The sequence below is a fragment of the Dorea sp. AM58-8 genome (assembly GCF_003464045.1).
In the GTDB taxonomy this organism is placed as follows: domain Bacteria; phylum Bacillota; class Clostridia; order Lachnospirales; family Lachnospiraceae; genus Claveliimonas; species Claveliimonas ammoniilytica.
This window is the reverse complement of the sequence record NZ_QSDM01000004.1, coordinates 1-21,692: the sequence shown is the minus strand read 5'-3', so window position 1 is coordinate 21,692 and position 21,692 is coordinate 1. Positions and strand designations below refer to the sequence as shown.

18 protein-coding genes are annotated in these 21,692 nt (G+C 45.9%); 1 reads left to right on the top strand and 17 read right to left on the bottom strand.

Annotated features, from left to right (window positions below; genetic code table 11):
• Positions 1-61: 61 nt before the first annotated feature.
• From DXA18_RS04440 to DXA18_RS04365, 16 genes are all read right to left on the bottom strand, one after another.
• On the bottom strand, positions 62-1,795 hold the full coding sequence (locus DXA18_RS04440; protein WP_118382858.1) for a [FeFe] hydrogenase, group A: 1,734 nt from the start codon (positions 1,793-1,795) through the stop codon (positions 62-64).
• Complete coding sequence (locus DXA18_RS04435) at positions 1,789-3,621, bottom strand: NAD(P)-binding protein (protein WP_118382857.1); 1,833 nt, start codon at positions 3,619-3,621, stop codon at positions 1,789-1,791. The genes DXA18_RS04440 and DXA18_RS04435 overlap by 7 nt, the downstream gene beginning before the upstream one ends.
• 372 nt (positions 3,622-3,993) lie before the next feature.
• Entirely contained in the window at positions 3,994-4,596 is a 603-nt protein-coding gene (locus tag DXA18_RS04430) for a Spy0128 family protein (RefSeq protein WP_118382856.1), read from the bottom strand.
• On the bottom strand, positions 4,593-5,327 hold the full coding sequence (srtB, locus tag DXA18_RS04425) for a class B sortase (protein ID WP_199665542.1): 735 nt from the start codon (positions 5,325-5,327) through the stop codon (positions 4,593-4,595). The genes DXA18_RS04430 and srtB overlap by 4 nt, the downstream gene beginning before the upstream one ends.
• Positions 5,328-5,389: 62 nt before the next feature.
• On the bottom strand, positions 5,390-6,457 hold the full coding sequence (locus tag DXA18_RS04420) for a Spy0128 family protein (protein ID WP_118382854.1): 1,068 nt from the start codon (positions 6,455-6,457) through the stop codon (positions 5,390-5,392).
• Positions 6,458-6,522: 65 nt separating this feature from the next.
• Complete coding sequence (gene lepB, locus DXA18_RS04415; RefSeq protein WP_158567088.1) at positions 6,523-7,032, bottom strand: signal peptidase I; 510 nt, start codon at positions 7,030-7,032, stop codon at positions 6,523-6,525.
• 1 nt (position 7,033) lies between these two features.
• Positions 7,034-9,295, bottom strand: a complete 2,262-nt coding sequence (locus DXA18_RS04410; RefSeq protein ID WP_118382852.1) for a DUF7604 domain-containing protein — start codon at positions 9,293-9,295, stop codon at positions 7,034-7,036.
• 202 nt (positions 9,296-9,497) lie between these two features.
• Positions 9,498-10,169, bottom strand: a complete 672-nt coding sequence (gene hypB / locus DXA18_RS04405) for a hydrogenase nickel incorporation protein HypB (RefSeq protein WP_118382851.1) — start codon at positions 10,167-10,169, stop codon at positions 9,498-9,500.
• Positions 10,166-10,516 (bottom strand): hydrogenase maturation nickel metallochaperone HypA, encoded by a 351-nt coding sequence (locus DXA18_RS04400; protein WP_118382850.1) that lies wholly within the window; start codon positions 10,514-10,516, stop codon positions 10,166-10,168. The genes hypB and DXA18_RS04400 overlap by 4 nt, the downstream gene beginning before the upstream one ends.
• Positions 10,517-10,527: 11 nt before the next feature.
• Complete coding sequence (locus tag DXA18_RS04395; protein ID WP_243007030.1) at positions 10,528-13,446, bottom strand: FAD-dependent oxidoreductase; 2,919 nt, start codon at positions 13,444-13,446, stop codon at positions 10,528-10,530.
• A gap of 56 nt (positions 13,447-13,502) precedes the next feature.
• A complete protein-coding gene (locus tag DXA18_RS04390) occupies positions 13,503-14,225 on the bottom strand; it encodes a carbon monoxide dehydrogenase (protein ID WP_243007029.1) in 723 nt (240 codons plus the stop codon).
• On the bottom strand, positions 14,225-14,404 hold the full coding sequence (locus DXA18_RS04385; RefSeq protein WP_118382848.1) for a hypothetical protein: 180 nt from the start codon (positions 14,402-14,404) through the stop codon (positions 14,225-14,227). The genes DXA18_RS04390 and DXA18_RS04385 overlap by 1 nt, the downstream gene beginning before the upstream one ends.
• Positions 14,401-15,195, bottom strand: coding sequence for an acyl-CoA dehydratase activase (locus tag DXA18_RS04380; RefSeq protein WP_118382847.1), 795 nt, complete (start codon positions 15,193-15,195; stop codon positions 14,401-14,403). Before DXA18_RS04380 ends, DXA18_RS04385 begins: the two co-directional genes overlap by 4 nt.
• Before the next feature lie 12 nt (positions 15,196-15,207).
• Entirely contained in the window at positions 15,208-16,761 is a 1,554-nt protein-coding gene (locus DXA18_RS04375; protein ID WP_118382846.1) for a 2-hydroxyacyl-CoA dehydratase family protein, read from the bottom strand.
• Positions 16,761-17,960: a 2-hydroxyacyl-CoA dehydratase family protein gene (locus tag DXA18_RS04370; RefSeq protein ID WP_118382845.1), complete on the bottom strand. Its 1,200-nt coding sequence runs from the start codon at positions 17,958-17,960 to the stop codon at positions 16,761-16,763. The genes DXA18_RS04375 and DXA18_RS04370 overlap by 1 nt, the downstream gene beginning before the upstream one ends.
• Before the next feature lie 39 nt (positions 17,961-17,999).
• Positions 18,000-18,758 carry an ATP-binding protein gene (locus tag DXA18_RS04365; protein WP_118382844.1) on the bottom strand — a complete coding sequence of 253 codons (759 nt, stop codon included), beginning with the start codon at positions 18,756-18,758 and terminating at the stop codon, positions 18,000-18,002.
• A 722-nt stretch (positions 18,759-19,480) separates the two neighbouring features.
• Here DXA18_RS04365 and DXA18_RS04355 point away from each other — a divergent pair.
• A complete protein-coding gene (locus DXA18_RS04355) occupies positions 19,481-20,230 on the top strand; it encodes a FadR/GntR family transcriptional regulator (protein WP_118382842.1) in 750 nt (249 codons plus the stop codon).
• Between the two features lie 129 nt (positions 20,231-20,359).
• Here the strand turns inward: DXA18_RS04355 and DXA18_RS04350 are convergent, their stop codons facing one another.
• A complete protein-coding gene (locus tag DXA18_RS04350) occupies positions 20,360-21,283 on the bottom strand; it encodes a hypothetical protein (protein ID WP_118382841.1) in 924 nt (307 codons plus the stop codon).
• Positions 21,284-21,692 lie beyond the last annotated feature (409 nt).

The window sequence follows — 21,692 nt, the reverse complement described above, 5'->3', positions numbered from 1 at the left end:
GAAATCATTCGTTTTGATTACTAATAAAATCTGTTTGATTAATCACAGCTCTGTGTATTACTTATTTATTCTTCATATGCTCTGTATGCAACAGCATATGTGACTTGTGCGAATTCGGCTTCTCAAAATATTCTTCGTACAGCTTCTGCACATCCGGATTCTCATGAGAATATCGGATATCTGCATTCATATCCAGATAATACAGATTCTTGCCACGCTCAAACGCTAACTCTTCGCCTTCATGGATCGGCTGTCCGCCACCTCCTACGCATCCGCCCGGACACGCCATGACTTCTACGAAATCATACTGCACCTCGCCACGCTCAATCTTATCGATCAGTGCACGCGCATTGCCAAGTCCGCTGACTGCCGCTGTACGAACTGTCACATCATCCACCTGGAAGACGGCTTCCTGTACACCCCGATGCTCGTTAAATCCGGTGCTTCTGACTGCTTGAAATGCGTCTGCCGGTGGATTCTCGCCCTTCAGCAGATAATATGCCGTACGAAGTGCTGCCTCCATTACACCGCCGGTTGCTCCGAAGATCACGCCTGCTCCGGTGCCTTCCTGCATCGGGCGGTCGCTTTCCTGATCCACCAATGTAGACGGCTCAATGTGTGCCGCACGGATCATACGTAACAGCTCTCTGGTCGTCACTACCGCGTCCACATCATGTCCCGCATATTCTCCATAGTACAGATCCATCTCACGCTCGCTCTTTTTCGCTACACATGGCATCACGGATACCGTATAGATCTTCTCCGGCGATACGCCAAGCTTCTCTGCAAAATATGTCTTCATTACCGCGCCAAACATCTGCTGTGGTGACTTCGCTGATGACAGATATTTGACCAGATGCGGATACTGTGATTTGATGAAACGGATCCATCCCGGACAGCATGATGTAAACATCGGTCTGTCTTTCAGCTCACCGGATGTGAATCTCTGCAGAAATTCCGTTCCCTCTTCCATAATGGTCAGATCCGCTGAAAATGAGGTATCGAATACATAGTCCGCACCCAGTCTCCTCCATACATCGATGATCTTGCCAACCGTTGCTTCTTCTCTTGACAGTCCCAGCTCTTCCCCCCAGGCTGCACGTACAGCCGGTGCGATCTGAACAACTACGATCTTCTCCGGATCTGCAATTGCATTCCATACCTTCTCGGTCTCGTCGCGTTCTGTCAGCGCTCCCGTCGGACAATGTGTAATACACTGTCCGCACAGAGAACAGGCTGCTTCTTCAATCTTCTTATAGCCGGCCACATTGATCGTGGTTCGTGATCCGGTTCCTTCTACATCCCAGATACTCAGGCTCTGTACCTTATCACATACCTGGATACAGCGCATACACTTAATACACTTGGATGAATCACGGATCAATGGGAACTCTTTGCTCCACGGCTGCTTTTCAATCTCCATCTTAAATGGAATATGTATAATGTTCAGATCATTTGCCACTCTCTGCAGACTGCAGTTGCCGCTTCGGATACAGGTTACGCATTCGCAGTTGTGCTGCGACAGGATCAGTTCCACTGTGGTACGTCTGTTTCGGCGCACCTTCGGACTGTTGGTGTAAATGACCATGCCCTCCTCTACCATATTATTGCAGGAAGTGATCAGCTTATCTTTTCCTTCGATCTCTACCACACAGACACGACAGGCTGCGATCTCATTGATCCCTTTCAGATAACACAGCTTCGGAATCGGAATCCCATTCTGTCTGGCAGCTTCCATGATGGTCGTATTTTCCGATGCGGAAATCTGTTTTCCGTCTATTGTAAGATTTACCATAATGTCTCTCTGCCTCCTTTAAATATTCCGTATCCGAAATGGTCACATCGCAGACATCTGCCTGCCTCCTGCCTTGCCTCATTCTCGGTCATACAGTTCTCCACTGCGTCAAAATCACAGACTCTCTCACAGGCCTCACGCTCTGTAAGGTCGATGCGTCCGCATGGGATCTTATCTTCCAGTTTCGCCTCAGGAATCTCCACATCGCAGGAAATCTCGTGACGGAAGCCCAGATATTCATCAATATTGGCTGCCACGACTTTGGCTGCCGCGATAGCTTTGATAACTGTCGCCGGTCCGCTGGAACAGTCTCCTCCGGCGTATACATCCGGCATATCTTCTACCGCACCCGTGCTGGTAGTCAGAATCTTACCTCTGGATACCGGAATACCTGCTGCTTCAAAATGCGCCGTCTCGATATTCTGTCCGATAGCTACAACCAGTACATCACAAGGAATATAAATATCATCCTCACCGGTCGGACGTACACTTGCACGACCATTCTTAATAGAGCTTACCATTTGTGGTGTCACATAGATACCCTTTACATGGTTATTCTCATCCACATCGATTGCTGCCGGTGCTTTCAATGTCTGCAGTTCGATTCCCTCAGCAACTGCTCCGTTGATCTCGCCCGGAAGTGCTGTCATATCCGCCATTCTTCTTCTATATACAATGCTGACCTTCTTTGCACCCAGACGTTTTGCCGTACGTACCGCATCCATGGACACGTTACCGCCGCCAATCACTGCTACTTCCTTACCAGTCAGATCCGTAATGATATTTTTCCCGATATTTCTCAAGAATTGTACAGCTGACATTACGCCCTCGGAGTCCTCACCTTCCAGTCCAAGCTTCTTATCTGTACTTGCGCCAATCGTAATCAACACCGCATCATACTGCTCACGCAAGTCCTGAATAGTGATGTCCTGACCAATCTTCTTACCATATTCTACCTGTACACCTGTCTTCAGGATCGCATTCACATCGTCCTCTAGACGTTCCTTCGGCAGACGGTAATTCGGAATACCATAGCGCAGCATACCGCCAAGCTTCGGCAGCATCTCGTATACAGTAGTCTGGTGTCCCATCAGCTGCAGATAATAAGCTGCACTTAATCCTCCCGGACCTCCACCAAGTACCGCGATTTTCTTACCTGTTGACGGCGCACATTTCGGCGGTTCCACTTCTCCTGCAAAATCAGCAGCAACACGCTTCAGTCCTCTGATATTGACCGAATCGTCCACCATATTTCTCCGGCACCGTAACTCACATGGATGCTCACAGATAAATCCACATGTCGTTGGGAATGGATTGTCCTTACGGATCAGACGAACTGCATCTGCATACCGTCCTTCTCCCACTAATGCAATATATCCCGGTATATCTACATGCGCCGGGCAGAGTGCCACACAAGGTACCGGCTGGCTATAAGTACAGGTACATCTTCCGTGGCGGATGTGCTCGATATAGTCATCCCTGTATCCCACCAGTCCTTTGTACACCATATGTGCTGCTTCATATCCGATGGCACAGTCCGCTGATTCCATAATAGAAAGGGCCGTTGCCTCCATAGTATCCAGCGTCTCCATCGTAGCATTTCCATCCAGTACATCCTTGATAAAATGGTTCAGCTGTCCAAGACCAATACGGCATGGTACACATTTGCCACAAGTCTGTGCATGACACAGCTCCAGAAATGCTCTGGACATATCTACCGGACATAATCCCGGCGGGCTTGATTCTATTCTCCGTTCCAAATCCTTGTACAGTTCTTCCATTACAATGTGTGTACGATTCGGAGTCCTAAGTTCCAGTCTGCTCATTAAGACCAGCTCCTCTCTGATATACGTAATTACACATATTTTATCAAAAGATCCTGTAAAAAAGAATAGTATCTATATAAGTAGTTTATTTAACGGGTATGACATTTTTTCCACAAAACAGAGTGCACTCTAATTAAATTCTACATATTTTCCTAACAGTTTCTTAAGGAACTTCACACTTATTTTCCAGATCTTACATATTTTGGTCACATTCCTTCGATATACTATAATCATCAACAGGAAAACCAAACACCTAATGATAGAAGACGGCGGTTGTGTAGAATCGCTTCACACAACCGCCGGACTTCGCCTAAAAGCTAAGATGCTTTGACATCTCTTATATAGATTTTTTCTTCTTCTCCGATCGGCTTATCAAGCCGGTCGTTTCTTATGCACTGCTTTTCCAGCAACCACACCGGACACTGCCAGCAATATAATCCACAAACCGATATCTGACACGTCTCCTGTCCGCGCTACGTTTCCTGTCTTCTCTCCGGTATAACCGCTTTTGAACCGTATCTCATCCACTTTATTACCCTCTTTATTGACCACGATCATCTGTACCCCCAGACCGCCGTCTGTCAGATTCTCTACATACACTGAGATTTCATAGGTCTGTTTATCATAATCATAACCCTTTTCTTCCTTCTGAACAGACTGTTTCAGCGTATAATGCCATATTCCAGCACGCGTATATGTGATCGGTCCGACCTCGTTTTTTTCGCTTCCTTTCATGTCAAATACATACCGGTCTCCGTCACTTTCATCCGGCATCGGGGCATCCTGTTCTTCCCGGAGCAATTCATACCGGAATGTCTGATTCATCTTATCTGGCAGCTTATTCCTGGTCTCAAATTGCTGCACAACAGGAATCATGACAGATACCATCTGTTCCGCTCCCAGTACTTCTTCTGCCGGAAGCAGAATCAAGCTGACGGCGGCACATAATATTAACTTTTTTATTTCTATTTTCACGTTTCCACTTCCTTTTTTATGATTCTCCCAACCAGTACATACCTTCCATTTGTCCTGCCAGAATCACAGGTCGACAGGGTCAGAAAATGTTCCTTCGCAGACAGTTCCGTTTCCCGATAATACATTGCTTTTTCACGCAGACAGGACAGATATTTCTCCTGCTCATCTTCTGTCAGTGTCACGTTGTAGATCATATCATCGTATGCGTCTGTTTCCAGAAATGCGATAAATTCCAGTCCATGATCCCGACCATTATAATACAGCCTGCCATACCGATGTTCTTCAAAAAATGGTCGTTCTGCAAAACACTCCAGCTCACCAAGCATGGTCTTTTTTTCCATATGATGACCATAGATCACATGATTCAGATCAGTAAAATCTGCTGCATTCCGGCAATCCAGGAACAGACTTCCTGACAGAGCGAATTCTCCGGTAATATCCGTATTCACGTATTTGGTGTTATTGTTTGCCTGTGCAAATGGATAATCAATCTTCGTTCCATATACTGTAAGCCATCCGATCACTTCCGGATTGATCGCCTGCAGTTCCCGGAACGAAAGATCATCATCCTCTTCCGGTCGCCAGGTCTCATAATTTTCCATATCTGCACTCTGATATATCTGCCTGTCATCCCATAAAGTGTACATGCCGTACCCTCCCAGGATCAGAACAATCACCAGCACAATCAGATTCACCAGTTCATCCAATACCCTGATAACACTTCTCTTCATCGTATCCATCTCCTGGCCGTATCTCTGCCCCCTGTCACATCAGCTTTCTATCGTATCGATTGCTACCGCATCTGTCTGCGTTTTGTAAGGAACAGAACTGCCATAGCACTCACTGCTGCCAAAATCAATACGATAGCCATCATATGGTTCATGATCACACCTGTGATTGGCACATTTTTATAGGTATTGGTAAAATCAACAGTATTCTCTTTTTCACCGATCAGATTGGTTGCATTTCCATCTGCTGTAGCAAGCGACTCTGGCTCAGAAGATGCTGTTTTATTTACTGTCGCAGTTCCATTTTCCACAACTTTTACGTCAGGTGTATAATCATCTGCTGCCCCTGTTTCTACCACTTTGTAACGTGTACCTGCTGCCAGTCCTGTAAACACAAGGTTCTCGCCATCATGCAGTTTAAATGATGCTGTTGCAGTTGTTCCGGTTCCAAAGTTCAGTGTAACAGTCTCATTGCCAATCTTACCGGTATAAGATGTATTGTCATCTGTTGCTGCCCGGTACATGGTAATTGTAAAATCAAAGTCCTTCGTCTTATCAGCCAGATCATGGTCACCGGAACCGCTCGTATGCTTTGTTACCGTCAGCGATGCATCCTGTCTGCGATACGTGTTCAGGAAACTTAAAGCCGGTGTTTTATTCTCTCCATCTCTTGCCACAGTATTGGCAATCTGAAGTCCATTCTCGGTATTCTCTACATACACATCCATATAATAAGTGTTCTGATCATAGGTTATATTCGTATTTGTCACACTCTCATTAACCTCTGTCACCTTATAAGTGTATTTTCCTGCATGGGGAAATTCCCCAAAATTGATCTGCTGATTTTTCCGCATCAGATAGACTCCATTGGTCAGATTACCTTTATCTGTGTTGCTGTTATAATTAATCGGTGACACCTGAGCCGTTGGTGCATCCGCCGTTACTTTCTCTAATGTGAATTTAAAAGAAACAGATGGCACATCCATTCCTTCTGACATCTGGAATATCTTCTGAATCTCCGGTGAATTTCCCATCGGAGCTGCTTCCTCTGCCATTGCTGTTGTACCGGTACACACTGCCATAGTCAGTGCTCCCACCATTGCCAGTGCTCGAAATCTTTTAGACTGCATCATAATATCTTCTCCTCCTCAAATTCTTATTTATAAAAAGCCCACCGCTTTTTACCCAATGCATTCACTTATATATTTCTTCTTCTGATCACTGTCATCACTACGCCCTGGACATCCTTCAGATCGGTCGTTCCATAGATTCTTCCGTCTTCTGCCGATATCCGGTTATCTCCCAACACGAATATCTGACCTTCCCCTACTGTTAAGGGATACTCAATTCCATTCTTATACGGTAATGTCTCTGTATAGATATCTGCTTCCTGTTGCTGATAACCATTGACGTTTAGTCCTTCTTCTGTCACATCCACTACATCGCCAGATACTGCTGCCACTCTTCGTATCTGCCTGCCGCCATCCTGCTTAATTACCACTACATCTCCTGTGTGATACTCCTGCGTGAGCCGGTCATAAATTACCAGATCGCCTGCCCGGATTGCAGGATTCATCGATTCATCACCGTTTCGGCAGATTCCAAGCAGAAAGATCCATACCACTGCAAAAATGATTCCCAGTAACAATATTTTCAGTAGCAACCACTTCACATCTGTGAAAAGTGAATTATTTTGTTTCTTTTCCATTTCAATCATTTCTCCGTCGTCTGATCAATGCGATGCATAACATGCCTGCGCCCGCCATTAATACCAGTGCACAGCCCACCGCAAAGCTGCCAACGTCATGGATACCGGAATCTGGAATTTCTTCCATATATCGGTTAATAACCGTTGCCGTTCGATCCGCAGACAGGGTTCCTTCACATGTTTCATAAGATGTCTGATATCCTTCCTTATCTGCCAGAACTTCTGTCACCTGATAGCCGGTTCCTACCGGCAGTTTCTCGATGCATACCTGTTCACCGTCACAAAGCGAAACTACCGCTTCGCCATGGCTGTCAAATTCCACTCCTCCGTAGCTTCCGGTTACCGGATTCCCATCCTTGTCTGCCAGACGGATCTTTATTTCAAACTGCTTCGTCTTATCTCCAAGCTTTCCTTCCACTTTTTTCTGAACAGTCAGTGACGGCATCCGTGTATTGGTTACCGCATATCCTTGTTCGGCATCACCGGTAATCTCTGATTCATATCCATCCACAGCGTCTTCTGCGATTCGATAAGTATGTCCCTTTGCCACATGGATAAATGTTCCCGCCCACTGACTCTCCGCATTAAGCGTTAATGTCCGATATTCGGTCTGCTCGTTATCCTGATATAACCGAATTACAACCTGATCCGGAAGATTTGTATTCTGGTTCGTATTTTCCCATCTCTTAGTTACTGCAATCTGTGTATCTGATACCTGCACAACCGGTTTTTCCTGATATGCATCCGTATCTGGTGCCGCGCCGTCTGTACCATAGGTATAGGTAAGAGACACTTTTTCATTAACATTGGAGTAGAATCCATTCTTTTCTGCGCTTGTCGCATTACCCGGTGCATCACTTCCTGCGCTTCCTGTATGCGGATAGACACCATTCTGATCAGCATATTCGTCATATGCTTTCTGCGTCGGTTTCACTTCGAAATTCACTGCATACACGGTATCCTTATCTAATACAAAACCACTTTTAAATGCTGCTGTAACAGTCTTAGTATCCGCATGATACTGCACCTGAACGGTTCCCTCCCGGGTAATATTCGTTGTTACCCCTCCTTTTGTTGCTGTCACAGTATAATTCATTCTATTATCCGGTAATTCCACATAATCACTGAGTACATCTGTGATCGTCACATCCCGGCAGGTATACTCGATACTCTCTGCAATTTCTTTAAATGCATCCGCTAACTGATCACTGTCTGCTGCTTTGTAATATTTTGTAGCCGATGCACTGGAGCTCTTCAATAGATCTGACATTCTGGTATTACCGCTTCCCCACACTGAACCGAATCCAATGGTATAAAATGCATTTAATCCGGTAATCTGTCTGAGCTGGCTCTGTGCATGATTGTAAGCATCAGAATCATAACTGCTGCCATTACCAGCGGTATCACCCCGACTGTTATAATAAAATGTTGGTTCTCCATCTGACAGGAACACTACGATTTTCTGTGCATCTGACCTGCATTTTCCAAGCAACTCTGCCCCTGTCCGAAGACCTGCTTCCCAATTCGTACCGCCATAAGCACTTATGCTCTTCACACTGTTATCAATCGTTGCTTTGCTGTCCGTCCACACCTGCTCTGCCCAGGCATCGTTGTATGTTCCGTCACTCTTATTTCCGCTGTAACTCACAACAGCCATCCTCGCATCCAGTGTGGATCTGGTTCCGAGAATTGCTTCTGTAAGACCATTTGTCCCAGACACTACATTTTTCAATACAGCCATCTTAGACTGTCGCTTATACCCATTTCTGATTTCTTCGTTCATACTCCCGGACTTATCTATGATAAGCAGGACATCTACTTTTGGTCTGATACTTTCGGAAGCATAGGCTCCTTTAACATCCAATGTCAGCGTATAGCTGTCATTGCCGTTATATCGGATATATTTATGATGCTCCGGCACTACTTTCCTGACAGTGCTTTGCTGGAGATTCATCATGAGGGGAGATGCCGTCACATCCTCTGTCTGGCTCTCTTCTGTCTGTTCTGTTTCAGGCTGATCATCCTCAGACGGTTCCATCTCTTCCTGTACCTTGTCCGTTTTCTCCTGGGCAGTACTTTCGGTCGTATCCTTCTGCGTCCCTGCTTCCCCCACATCTACATCCACCTGTTCCATAGATATATCCCCTGTCAGCTCACCTGCATAGACCGATATAGTACTCATTCCAAGAAGCATTGCCATAACAAGCATCACCGCCAGCAGCCGGCTCTTCCTGGACTGTCCATGATATCTTCTCTTCTTCACATCCGCCCCTCCCTTTCTCTGTGCACTTTTCAAGGCTGTAGTAAGATATATGCAATTTTTGTGACAGGCATACCAACATTTGCCAGTTAATTTTCGACAAAAAGAAGGCAGATATATAACTCTTCTGGGGGGTATCGCCCGAGAGTCATATATCTGCCTTACGATAATGTCATATTTAATAGATACCAGGGTCAAAAATTCATTACTTCTGCCACTCTTTTACTTCTTTTCTAAGCCATTCAGCCCAGGATTCAAATCCTTCTCCGGTCTTTGCTGATACAAAAATCACTTCTGCTTTTGGATTCAGCTTATGGATCCGTTCTTCTACGGCCTCCTTGCTGAAATCATCAAACACACACAGAGTATCGCATTTATTAATGAGTACCACATCACAGATAGAGAACATCAGTGGGTACTTTAACGGCTTATCATCACCTTCCGGCACCGAAAGGATCATTGCATTCTTTGCACTTCCGGTATCAAATTCTGCCGGACATACCAGATTACCGACATTTTCCAGCACTACCAGATCCAGATCTTCGGTGCCAAATTCATGAACCCCTTGTCTCGTCATATCCGCATCCAGATGGCACATACCACCGGTATGGATCTGAATAGCCCTGACACCTGTCTCTGAGATTGCCTGTGCATCTACGTCCGAGTCAATATCTGCTTCCATGACTCCGATCTTCATCTCGTCCTTCAGCATCGCGATTGTGCGTTTCAGCGTTGTTGTCTTGCCTGCTCCAGGAGATGACATCAGGTTCAGGAGAAATGTCCCCTCTCCTTTCATTTCCTGACGGAGTCTTTCTGCATCTGCGTCATTGTCTTCGAAGATGCTTCTTTTTACTTCGATAATCTTGTAGTCTTTCATTCTTCGCTTACCTCGATTTCTTTAATCTGATGTTCATTGCCCTGTACCAGATAAGTATGTTCACTGCCACAATATGGACATATCTTCCCGTGCTGAACCGTCGGATAAGTCTCCTCGCAGTCCTCACAGAATGTAATCGCAGGAATCGTCTCAATCTCCAACTCACATCCATCCATCAGTTCGCTCTTGGAACATTTCCATTTCCAGCAGTCCTTCAGATAATATGGGATGATCGTTGACACTTCGCCGATCTGCAGTACTACTTTTCTTACCTTCTCTGCCTGATTCTCCAGCGCAATATTCTCTACTGTCTTCACTATATGAAAGACAATTCCCAGTTCGTGCATAGTGCTTCCTCTTATTTCTTCCTGTCCTTAAGCTTTCTTCCCGCAGTCTGTGCCTGCTTTTTTGCAAGCTTCGCTGCAGCTCCAGCCTGTTTTGCGGCAGATCCTGCATATTTCTTAATCACAGGAATCTTAGACGCTGCCGTCTTCACGCCCTGACCGGCCATATACTTGCCAATTTCCTTAAATTTATCCTCAGAACGTGTCATCTTAGAACATTCCGGATGATCTCTATGCAAATGAATTGCATCAAATTCACACTTGGTTGTACAGATGCCACAGCCGATACATTTATTCTCATCCACTACAGAAGCACCGCAGCCTAAACATCTGCCGGCTTCCAGATGTACCTGTTCCTCAGTCAGCATGCCGCGCAGGTCACGGAATGAATGCTTTTTATCTTCCTTCTCAGTTTCCGCTGCTTCCTGACGTCCGATGGTGTCATATCCATTTACCATAATATCATCCTTATTCAGTTCATGGAAGTCTCTGCGGTTACGCCCAATGGTCATGCTGGCACCTGTATGTACATAACGGTGCAATGATTCTGCTGCACATTTACCAGCCTCGATCGCATCAATTACAAACTTCGGTCCTGTGTATACATCTCCGCCTACGAAGATATCCGGCTCTGTGGTCTGATAGGTCAATGGATCTGCCACCGGATAATTGCCGTGCCAAAATTCTACCTTGGTGCCTTCCAGCAAATCTCCCCACTTGATTCCCTGCCCAACTGCAAAGATCAGGTGATCGCACGCTACCGTAATCGTATCATTCTCATCATACTGCGGATTGAACTTGCCGGATGCATCCTTTACGGAAATGCATTTCTGGAATACAACTGCTTTTACTTTGCCATCGACATCCTTCTGGATCTCCTTCGGTCCCCAGCTGTTCTCGATCGCGATTTCTTCTTCCAGCGTCTCACGGATCTCGTCTGCAGATGCAGGCATCGTCTCACGATCCTCCAGACAGTACATAGCCACATGTTCACCGCCAAATCTTGCTGCTGTTCTTGCACAGTCTACCGCTACATTACCGCCACCGATAACAACTACATTGCCAGACATCTTCTGTGTCTGATCTTCAGTTGCCCGATGGAGAAAATCAACTGCGATTTCAATATCTTCTGCGTCACTTCCCGGAATCGGCGGCACTTTACCATCCTGACATCCAATTGCTACATAGAATGCCTGATATCCGTCTTCGCGGAGTTCCTTAATCGTAATATCCTTACCGATCTCTACGCCACATTTGATCTCTACGCCAAGATCTCTCAGAACATCAATCTCAGCCTCGATGACGTCTTTTTCCAGTTTGTAAGATGGGATACCGTATGTCATCATACCTCCAGGTCTCGCATTCTTTTCAAATACGGTCGGCTTATATCCCTTGGTTGCCAGATAGAATGCACAGGAAAGTCCTGCCGGACCTGCTCCGATAACCGCGATCTTTTGATCCCATTCTGTCAGACGGTTCGAAGCGATCACTACCGGCGGTACATATCTTGTCTCTTTATGCAGATCCTGTTCTGCGATAAACTTTTTAATATCATCAATGGCTACTGCCTGATCGATGCTTCCTCTGGTACATGCTGCCTCACAGCGCTTATTGCAGACACGTCCACAGATTGCCGGGAAAGGATTATCTTTCTTAATCAACGCCAATGCTTCCTGATACTTACCTTCTTTTGCTTTGCGGATATATCCCTGTACCGCTACGTGCGCCGGGCAGGCTGCCTTACATGGCGAAGTACCTGTCTCATAACAGTTGATACGATTATTATCACGGTAATTCTCGTCGTATTTATCCTTGCCCCATACCAGCTTATCCGGTAATTCATGCTTCGGATAAGCCACCTCTGTTCCGTCCTTCTTACACAACTTCTGACCAAGCTTGACTGCTCCTGCCGGACAGTATTCCACACACTTACCACAGGCAACACATTTATCCCTTTCTACCTTTGCCGTATAAGCACTGCGGCTCATATTCGGTGTATTAAATAACTGCGAAGTACGAAGCGCATTACAGATATTTACATTACAGTTACAGATACCAAAGATCTTATTCTCACCATCGATATTTGTAATTTGATGTACGAAGCCATTATCTTCTGCTTTGCGAAAGATTTCCATTGCTTCTTCGTATGTAATGTCGTGACCTTTTCCTGTCTCACGGCAGTAATCTGCAAAGTCACCCACACCGATACACCAATTCATCTCATCATCCGCACAGCCTTCATCCAATGCTTTCCGGCTGGCACGGCAGGAACACTGTCCTACACCGATGTGCCCTTCATATTTCTTTAACCAGTAGGAAATATGCTCCAGATCGATGGTCCCATTCTCCATAGAGATTGCTTTTTCAACCGGTATTACATGCATACCGATACCAGCTCCGCCTGGCGGTACCATATGCGTAATACCGTCCAGCGGAACAAATGTCATGCGCTCAAAGAAGCTTGCCAGTGCCGGATGCTCACGCAGACGCTTATTGCCCTCCGGTCCTTCCTCCATGTTAAATAACTCTGCGGATCCCGGTACAAACATCGGCAGACAATATCTTCTGTCAGATGGTCCGGGAATCGCTCCGTTGTGATCATAATTATTGCCATAGTCATATTCCAGCAGACCGATGTAACTCATCTCATCCAGTAGTTCCTGGAAATGTGCTTTATCCTTTTCTTCTACTTTATTCAGTTTCCACAGCTCTTCAATCTTATAGTGGTGGCGCAGCTTCATCTTCAATGCCACATCTGCCATCTCATCTGTCACGATCTCTGCCAGTCCCCAGTACTCTGCATCATCAACGGTAACTCCTTTGATCTTATGCGCTGCTACATCTGTAATCTTTCTTCCAAGCTTTAAGATTTTCTCACTTGGTCTTTTGTCTCCCATATGCGGCGGGATAACCGCTTTGCTTAATTCCGGCATTACAATACCTCCTTATTTTTTGTTACACCCATTTCATCCCATTCAATATCTCATCATTATTGTGCCTGAACTGCTCCGAAATGCAGTTCCCGCATACCTTCTACCTCATCACAGATCTGTTTAAGGCTACAGGACTGGCAGTTCATGGCAATATCTTTTAATATATGATCGATTGCTCTGGTGATCTGCTCTGCTTTCTTCACCTGCCGTTCCAGCTCCCGGTATGGAAAATCCTCCATCGTCAGGAAGATCAGCTTAACAGCTTCTACCGCCGGGTTCTTGTGGTAAGCTCTGAGGAACATATTTCCGATCTTTTCAAAATCCAGCCCTTTCCGCAGGGCATCCTTCCCGATTCTTACCATCTCCCGCTCACTGGCTGCAGAGATCCGCATCATATACCCTTCCGGATACATATGATATTTGGTATATTCCAATCTCCGGATCTGATTATATAAGGCATCTCCTTCGCCCATGATATCTTCCTTCACCCGCACCAGTGCAAGTCTGGCAAATGCAGTATTTTTTCGAATCTGTGGCAGATCTTTTCCGTACAGCCAGATCTCATCTCCGGATACCAATACCGCATCTGCTGTCAGCATCTGGCTTCCGATCGCAGGAAGATTATCTCCGCCCAGCTCATATGCCATCTCGCTGCGCAGGATCATGCTTTCTTTTCCGATATCTTTCCAGGAACCTGCCGCTTCTGTCCGAAGCTTCTTACCAGACTGCGTTTCCAGAAGATGCAGACTCTCATGGATTACTTCGTCATATAATCTCATTATAACTTCCGCTCCCTTGGCACACGGTCATGCCATTTCTCCAGATACGGCTCCAGAGCTGCTGCCGCTTTCATATCCAGATTGAAAAAATATACGATAAACGTCACAACAAAAAACAGCACTGAAGCAATTCCCAGTATTCCTAAGATCTTTTTTAATTTCTTTCCTGCCTCTTTCATGCTGCGCCTCCCTTTTGTCTTGCAAATTCAGCTGCTCCGATTGCTCCGATCAGCTGTGGATCTACCGGAAGATCGATAACTTTCAGTTTCAATACCTTCTCAATCGCAGCCTTTAATCCTTCATTCTTCGCACAGCCACCGGTCAATGTGATCCGGTCTACGGCTCCTGCTTTCTTGGACATTACGAAACATCTCTTTGCCACCGATAACTCAATACCCGCTGCGATCTCATCCATCGGCTTTCCTTCACCCACCAGTGAAATGACCTCGCTCTCAGCAAATACGGTACACTGTGCCGTAATCGGAATCACATTCTTTGCCCGAAGTGCCAGCTTCGAGAACTCTGTCAGATCCATCTCAAATGCCTTTGCCATCGCCTCAAAGAAACGTCCGGTTCCGGCTGCGCATTTGTCATTCATAGCAAAGTTTAATACCGTTCCATCGGTATCTACTGCGATTCCCTTGACATCCTGACCGCCGATATCAATGATCGAACGGACACTTGGATCTGCCACATGCACGCCCATTGCGTGGCAGCTGATCTCGGATATATTTTCATCTGCAAACGGTACTTTATTTCTTCCATAACCGGTTCCTACCAGATAAGCAAGATCCTTCGCACTCTTAAGGTCCGGCACCTGTGCCACTGCCTCATCCAGTGCAGCCTGTGCACTGAGTACGGAATTAATTCGGCTTCTTAACGTAACGTCTGCTACCATTTTACCAGTCTCATCCAGAATCACACATTTCGTATAGGTACTTCCGGAATCACATCCTCCATAATATTTCATACTCTCATCCTCCTACCATGAACTTCCGTCGTCGATCTCTTCCAGACTCGGATCTAGCGGCTCTTCTCTGAGCACGCTTCTCATGTAACGGTTTACATCCTGTCTGAGACTTGCTCTCGGCACAACTCGTGGATCCATCAGATCGTGTGTTGCCCAGATTAATTTGATTCCATGTATTCTCGCCTGCTCCTCAAACATGCCATGCATGCCATCAAGCGCCTTACAGCTCATATGCTCCCACAGAATGACCATATCTGCATTGAACTGCTCGCAGAATCTCCAGAGGTCATCCAGCAGTACCTTGTAACCGCCATGCGTACGGTTGCGCATAATCATATTTTCATACAAATGAGCCATATCGTAGATTGCCTGTTCTGGATCGTCCTCCGAGATCATCCTGGTAGATACCAGACTCAACATATCCACCAGTGGCAGAATGCCCCAACAGTTCTGCAGCCACGGCAGGAAATCTGTATAATACTGTGCCTGTACGCCCCAGATAATTGCGCGGTGGCGGTACTCCGGCACGATCATTTCTTTCTTCTTATAGGAATCCATGGCAAGCTTCGTGATCTTCTTATCCGCATCTAAAAATGCAGGAACCTTTCCACCGATTGCCATGTACACGGTCTCTGTATACAACGCCAGATTCGCTCCAATTACCTGCGGATACTCGGTCGTGCTCATATCCAGCCATTCCAGACGTTCTCTGGTCTCCGCATTGAATCGCTTTGCACATTCAAAATACGCATCCCAGTCCCATTTCTCTCCGGTACAGTCTTCAATGAACTTGATCGCATTGCGGATCTCCTGAGCCGCATACTCCTGCACGCCATCTTCCGTATGACGCATCGGCGCTGCTAACTGGAAGCACGGGATGCCATGCTCACCTTCCAGACGTCTCGCCATAATGCCATTTCCCATCATGCTGCCGTCGCAGGTGGTATTACACTGGATTGCGCATGCTCCAAATATCGGGAAGTCATCCGCGATCGATACGCCGGCTTCTGCTTCCGGCATCGGACAGACATCACCGGACAAGCCGTATTCCTGTGCCACATCGATGTACGGACACACAGCATCCTGCTGAAGCAGTACGCTGACATAGACTGCCGGAATCTCACGTCCCAGACCGATCAGATTCGGGAATCCGCATAACAGATGGGACATTTCATTTTCATCCAGGATAACGATCTTCTTCGATAATTCCTCATCCTTGCCAATGTTCTTATCTGCCTGAAACATATTCTGCATCAGCTTCGCAATATCTTCCACAACCAGATCATATTCCGTATGTGCGATCCGCAGATGATTGCCTCTGAGTCCGGCTGTATGGCGGTCTACCATCATCGGCACTGCCAGATAATTAACCATCCATCGGTAACGGAAAAATGCTTTTACATTATTTTTATTCATCATGAATTTGCCGAGCACGCCCATGTTATGCAGCCATCTGCTGTAATCGTAGAGCGTATCTTTCACGCCGCGCCACTCTCTGCGCTTCCGCACCTTTTTCCCTGGCTGATACAGGTCTCCGAGGTGCTCACTTCCGATCTTTTTCCCCATTACTTCGCACCTCCCTGCTTCTTATGAATCTTCTTGATCTCGATACTTTCCACAAATGCCTGTACTCTCGTCCGAAGCTGTCCGGAAGATCCGATTGCATATGGTCTGTCAACCGACAGCACCGGATATCCATATTCTTCTCGCAGTACATGCGAACCAACCATCCGCTCATATGCCCAATAATCACAGAACTTCATCTGTTCGTAAATAATACCGTCTGCATGGTATTCCTTTGCGATCTGATCCACGTAAGCCCGTCTGCCGTTGATCTTCTCCGAATTCATATAACGTGCACACTGGCTGGCATACATATAATGTCTGCATACCTGCGTCACTACGTCTTCCGTGTCATTCAATTCGATGACTTCTCTGCCAGGCATTGCTCCGAAACAGAACCGGTCAGCCACCACGAGTGCTCCCGACTCTTCTACCAGGCGGATCATATCCACATCGTCAATTTCAGATCCGACCATAACGACCTTCGCCCGCCAGTTCTTCTTTGTATCCGGCTCTCTGGTCTTCAGCTCTTCCAGTGTCTCTTCCAGCTTATCAACCAGCATATCCTTTGGACAAACATACGATGCCAGCGTGATCATATGATACTCATATCCGGTAATTCTCGGATTCTCTTCCTTCCGAAATTCGCCAATCTTGCTGATCAGTTCACAGACCTTATTATGGTTCTCTACCGCCTTCCTGAGTGCTTCTTCGGAAATGTCGATGCCGTACACTTCATGCAATGGTGCCAGAATCTTTCTCTTACATTCTGATACATAGATGGATAAGCCATTGTCATCCGCTTTCATCGGAACCTCCATATGTTGGTAGAAAAATTTCTCGCTGGTCATCGTCTCAAGCAATTCCATATTTTCCACTGCACGATTGATCATCGCACACGCATCCGGCGCAATCAGACAGTCCAGAAACTGATATCCACCCTCAATCGCCCGCTCCAGCAGTGCTCTGCTGTACTCGCACAGGAAACTCGTCAGATAATAGGTTCCCATCTCCATCGAGCCGGTTCGCGGTGCACGCAGACGTACCGTAAATGTTCCAGGCAGCTCTAACAACACTTCCGGCACCAGACTGCAGACACTTCCCACGCACACTCTTCCTTCGTCCTTTGCTGCCCGCACCAGTTCGTTATTGGCATCATCCAGTAACTTCTCAAAAAAATACAAATGCTTTAAATCTTTCATCCCGTTCCCTCTTCGCTTTTAATCTCCAGAACTTAACAGCTACAGTATCTCCAGCTTCTTCAATGCTTCTCTCGCTCCCCTGACAATTGCTGCATCGTCTGACAGATAGAACACATTTTCTCCCTTCAGATCAAACTCTGCCAGCGATGAATCCGATGGTATTACGGACAGTACCGGCAAATCTCCCAGATCCATATATTGGACAATAGATTCGTCCGGAACTCGATTAATAATCACACCTGCCTGCTCATACATTACCAGTTCATCAGCCACTTTACGGATTGTCTGCACAACCTGCGTACCCTTGCGACTGGTATCGGTGATCAGCACCAGATGTGTTACCTTCTCCATAACTCTCCGATTAATCTGCTCGATTCCCGCCTCTCCATCAATCACGATATAATCAAAATTTGATGACAGGATACGAATAACCTCTTTTAGGTACGTATTGATCTTACAGTAACATCCTGCTGCCTCCGGTCTGCCGATCGCGATAAATGAATACCCATCCTGTTCCACCAGCGCATCCATGATCCGGTATCTGGCTTCCCCTAAAAGCTCTACCGCTGTCTTGGTATCGCCATCTTCTGCTGTTGCTACAACTTCCTTTCGGATGTCATCAATGGTGATCTCCACATCTACACCCAGCGCTGTCGATAATCCCACCGCCGGATCCGCATCAATCGCCAGAATCTTCTTGTCCGGAAATGCTGATACCAATACCTTCACCATCGATGCCGCCAGTGAGGTCTTGCCTACGCCTCCCTTTCCAGCCATTGCAATAATCTTTGATTCCATATGCTGCTCTCCCTTCCTCTGTATCTGAATCATTTGCTGTATTGAATGATTAATTACACCGCACTCTAATGTCGCAATTTTCGACACTATCTTATATTGTCTATTTTCTAACAAATCAGGGCCTTTGTAAATTGACAGACCATACAAAGTTTTGTCTGATTTTTTTCTGGTCGTGGTCAGACCAAGATTTGTTAATAAAATTTATCGATATAATCACCGGCTGTCTTATTACACAAAAAGAACGCTATAAAAGCGTTCTTTTCATTTTTATTACTTTTAGTATATATTTTTGATTTCAAAGACCTTATGGCTTTTGGAATGTTCATACTTGCATTGCTAACATTCATTTTTATGTTTAGCAAATAACGCATCAAAGCATAGAAAAACCACCCCGAAACTTTGACCGGTAAAAGGGTGGTAATTCTACTATTCCCAGAGGTCAACCCACCTTGTGGGCGGTTGTTCTCTTTTATGACTCAACTATAACATATCTAACAGCAGGATTCAAGCAAATCAAGAAAGATACAAATTATTTCTCAAATTTATTTTGTAACCTTTCCACCACCTCATTTGTATAATTACACAAGCAGAAAACAATTTAAAAATGAACAGCATATCCGGACATGACTCCTTCGTGTGGTCGTGGTCAGACCACTTTTTATTGACTTTTCCTTATCCCTCTGCTACCTTGAACTTATCAACTGAAAAGGATCGTGACCACTATGAAATTTAAAGCAATCAACACCTTATCCATTAAAGAATTATTCATTTCCCAGATTGAAGAGATGATTCTCTCGGGCGAACTGAAGCCTGGGGACAAGCTTCCTACTGAGCGGGAGCTTGCAGATGAGATGAATATCAGCAAGACCATCGTCCACGATGGTATCCGGGAACTTGCGCGGATCGGCTTTCTGGACGTAATATCGAGAAAAGGCATCTACGTAGCAGATTATACGTTTACCGGTAATCTGGAAACACTTCTTGCCGTCATCCGCTATCGCGGTGATACATTGGATCCGAAAATGATTACCAGTCTTCTGGATGTGCGTATTTATCTGGAATGTCCGGCTCTGGAGATTCTCTGTGCCTCTCGCACGGAAGATGACATTGCCCGGCTGGAAATCTTGCAAGGTGACATGAAAAAAACCCTCGATGCAGATATCGAAAGCTTTGCTAACACGCTGTTTCTCTACCGGAGAGCTATCGTCTCACTTAGTGGCAATTGCATTTCACCCATGATTATGAATGCATTCTTTACCGCTTCCATTACCGCCTGGACAGATTACTGTGAATTTATCGGCAGAGAACACACCTATCAGTCTCTGCTCCAGACAACGGAATACATCCGTAACCGGGATGCTACAGCTGCTATTCATTTGTTCAAAGAACAGATTGATCAGTACCGCTCTCATTTTGAACACCCTCATGTGACGGATGACCCTGTAGCAAAAATGAAAGGAAGGAATAACTAATAAAACAAATCACACGAATCGGTCTGCTGTTTGCCCATAAGTTGATCGGCATTGGTCTTGGAACAGCACTGGCTGTACTGGGAGTCGGCCGGGTGATTGCCTTATCCAATCATATGTGCATGGATAAGCTTACTGCCGCCGCAGGCATTTCTTAAAATCACCGGCTGCTCCATAGGCATCCCCCAGATCCAATTCTGTCTTAAGATCACTGTTCAGGTATACGGTCTGATTTGTCTTCTTGTTATGCACACATAGCCACCCATTGTCACCGCCATATGAAATGCTTTCATAATCATTAGAACGCTTCACATTGCCCTCCAGATCAAATAGCACATTACCACCGATCGGCAGTTCGTCTTCATCATATAACATGCTGCCGGTATCTGCGATCACATACTTCCCGTCCCTGGTAAAATACATACTTATAATGTCAGACACTCCCATGCCGCTTACATCTTCATCTGATATCAATACCTTTCCACTCTGATCCACCAGCTCATAATCGCCATCGTCCGTTGTAACAATCTCGACATCTGTCGGAGCAGAATCAGCCTCTGCTGTCTCTTCTTCTGCTTCTTCAGAAACAGCATCTTCCACCTCTACCGGCGTATAATTATCCATCTCTTCCAGCAGTGCCTCTCCGTCATAATAGCCGCCGCCCTCTTCTTCGATTCCTTCTCCATGCTCCTCCAGTATCTGACCTCTCTCATCCAGCACATAATACCTATATGCTTCTGATTCACCCTGCTTATCCGTATAAACAGACTTGTACGCAAGGATCCGGAATCCATCATCCGTCATCCCCATGGTAATCTCATCAAACATACATGCAACTACACATTCTCCATATTCATTGATCAGTCCTGTTGCAACCCCGTCGCCCTCATTGACCTCCGCCAGATACTGATACTCCTCATGCAGTTCTTTTTGATCCGGTTCCTGATAGCTTAACTCCTGCTGAATCTGCTTTTCGGAATATCCGCACCCTGTCACCAGAGCCGGAATTATCAGCATGCTCAGTGTCATTGCTATCCGCATTATCCTGTTCTTCATAGATGATATCCTCACTTTTTCCTCATTCTTTGCCTGAATCATAACTTTGTGAAGATTATACCATGAGCTGGGCGTTGATAGCAATTCTGCTTTTTAGAGAGCCTTTCTTCTTTACGCAATCTAATCTATACATGATGCTGTTTCTGCTTGCTATACATTATCTCTTTCTCACTATCGAGATATTGCGTATTATATGCTGCTGTTCAGGTGGTTATTATGGAGTTTTTCTGGCACTGGGAGCCATCGTGTTAAGATGTTGCTGATGAAATTACTTCTTATGAGGAATATAGCAGGATGATCAATCAGCACCACCAGCTTAGCTGGTGGTTTGCTCTGTCCCTGTAAGGGACTATTACCGGCTTGGACCTCAAAGGTCCTACGAAAATAAGGTCCCCAACCGCACCTCATT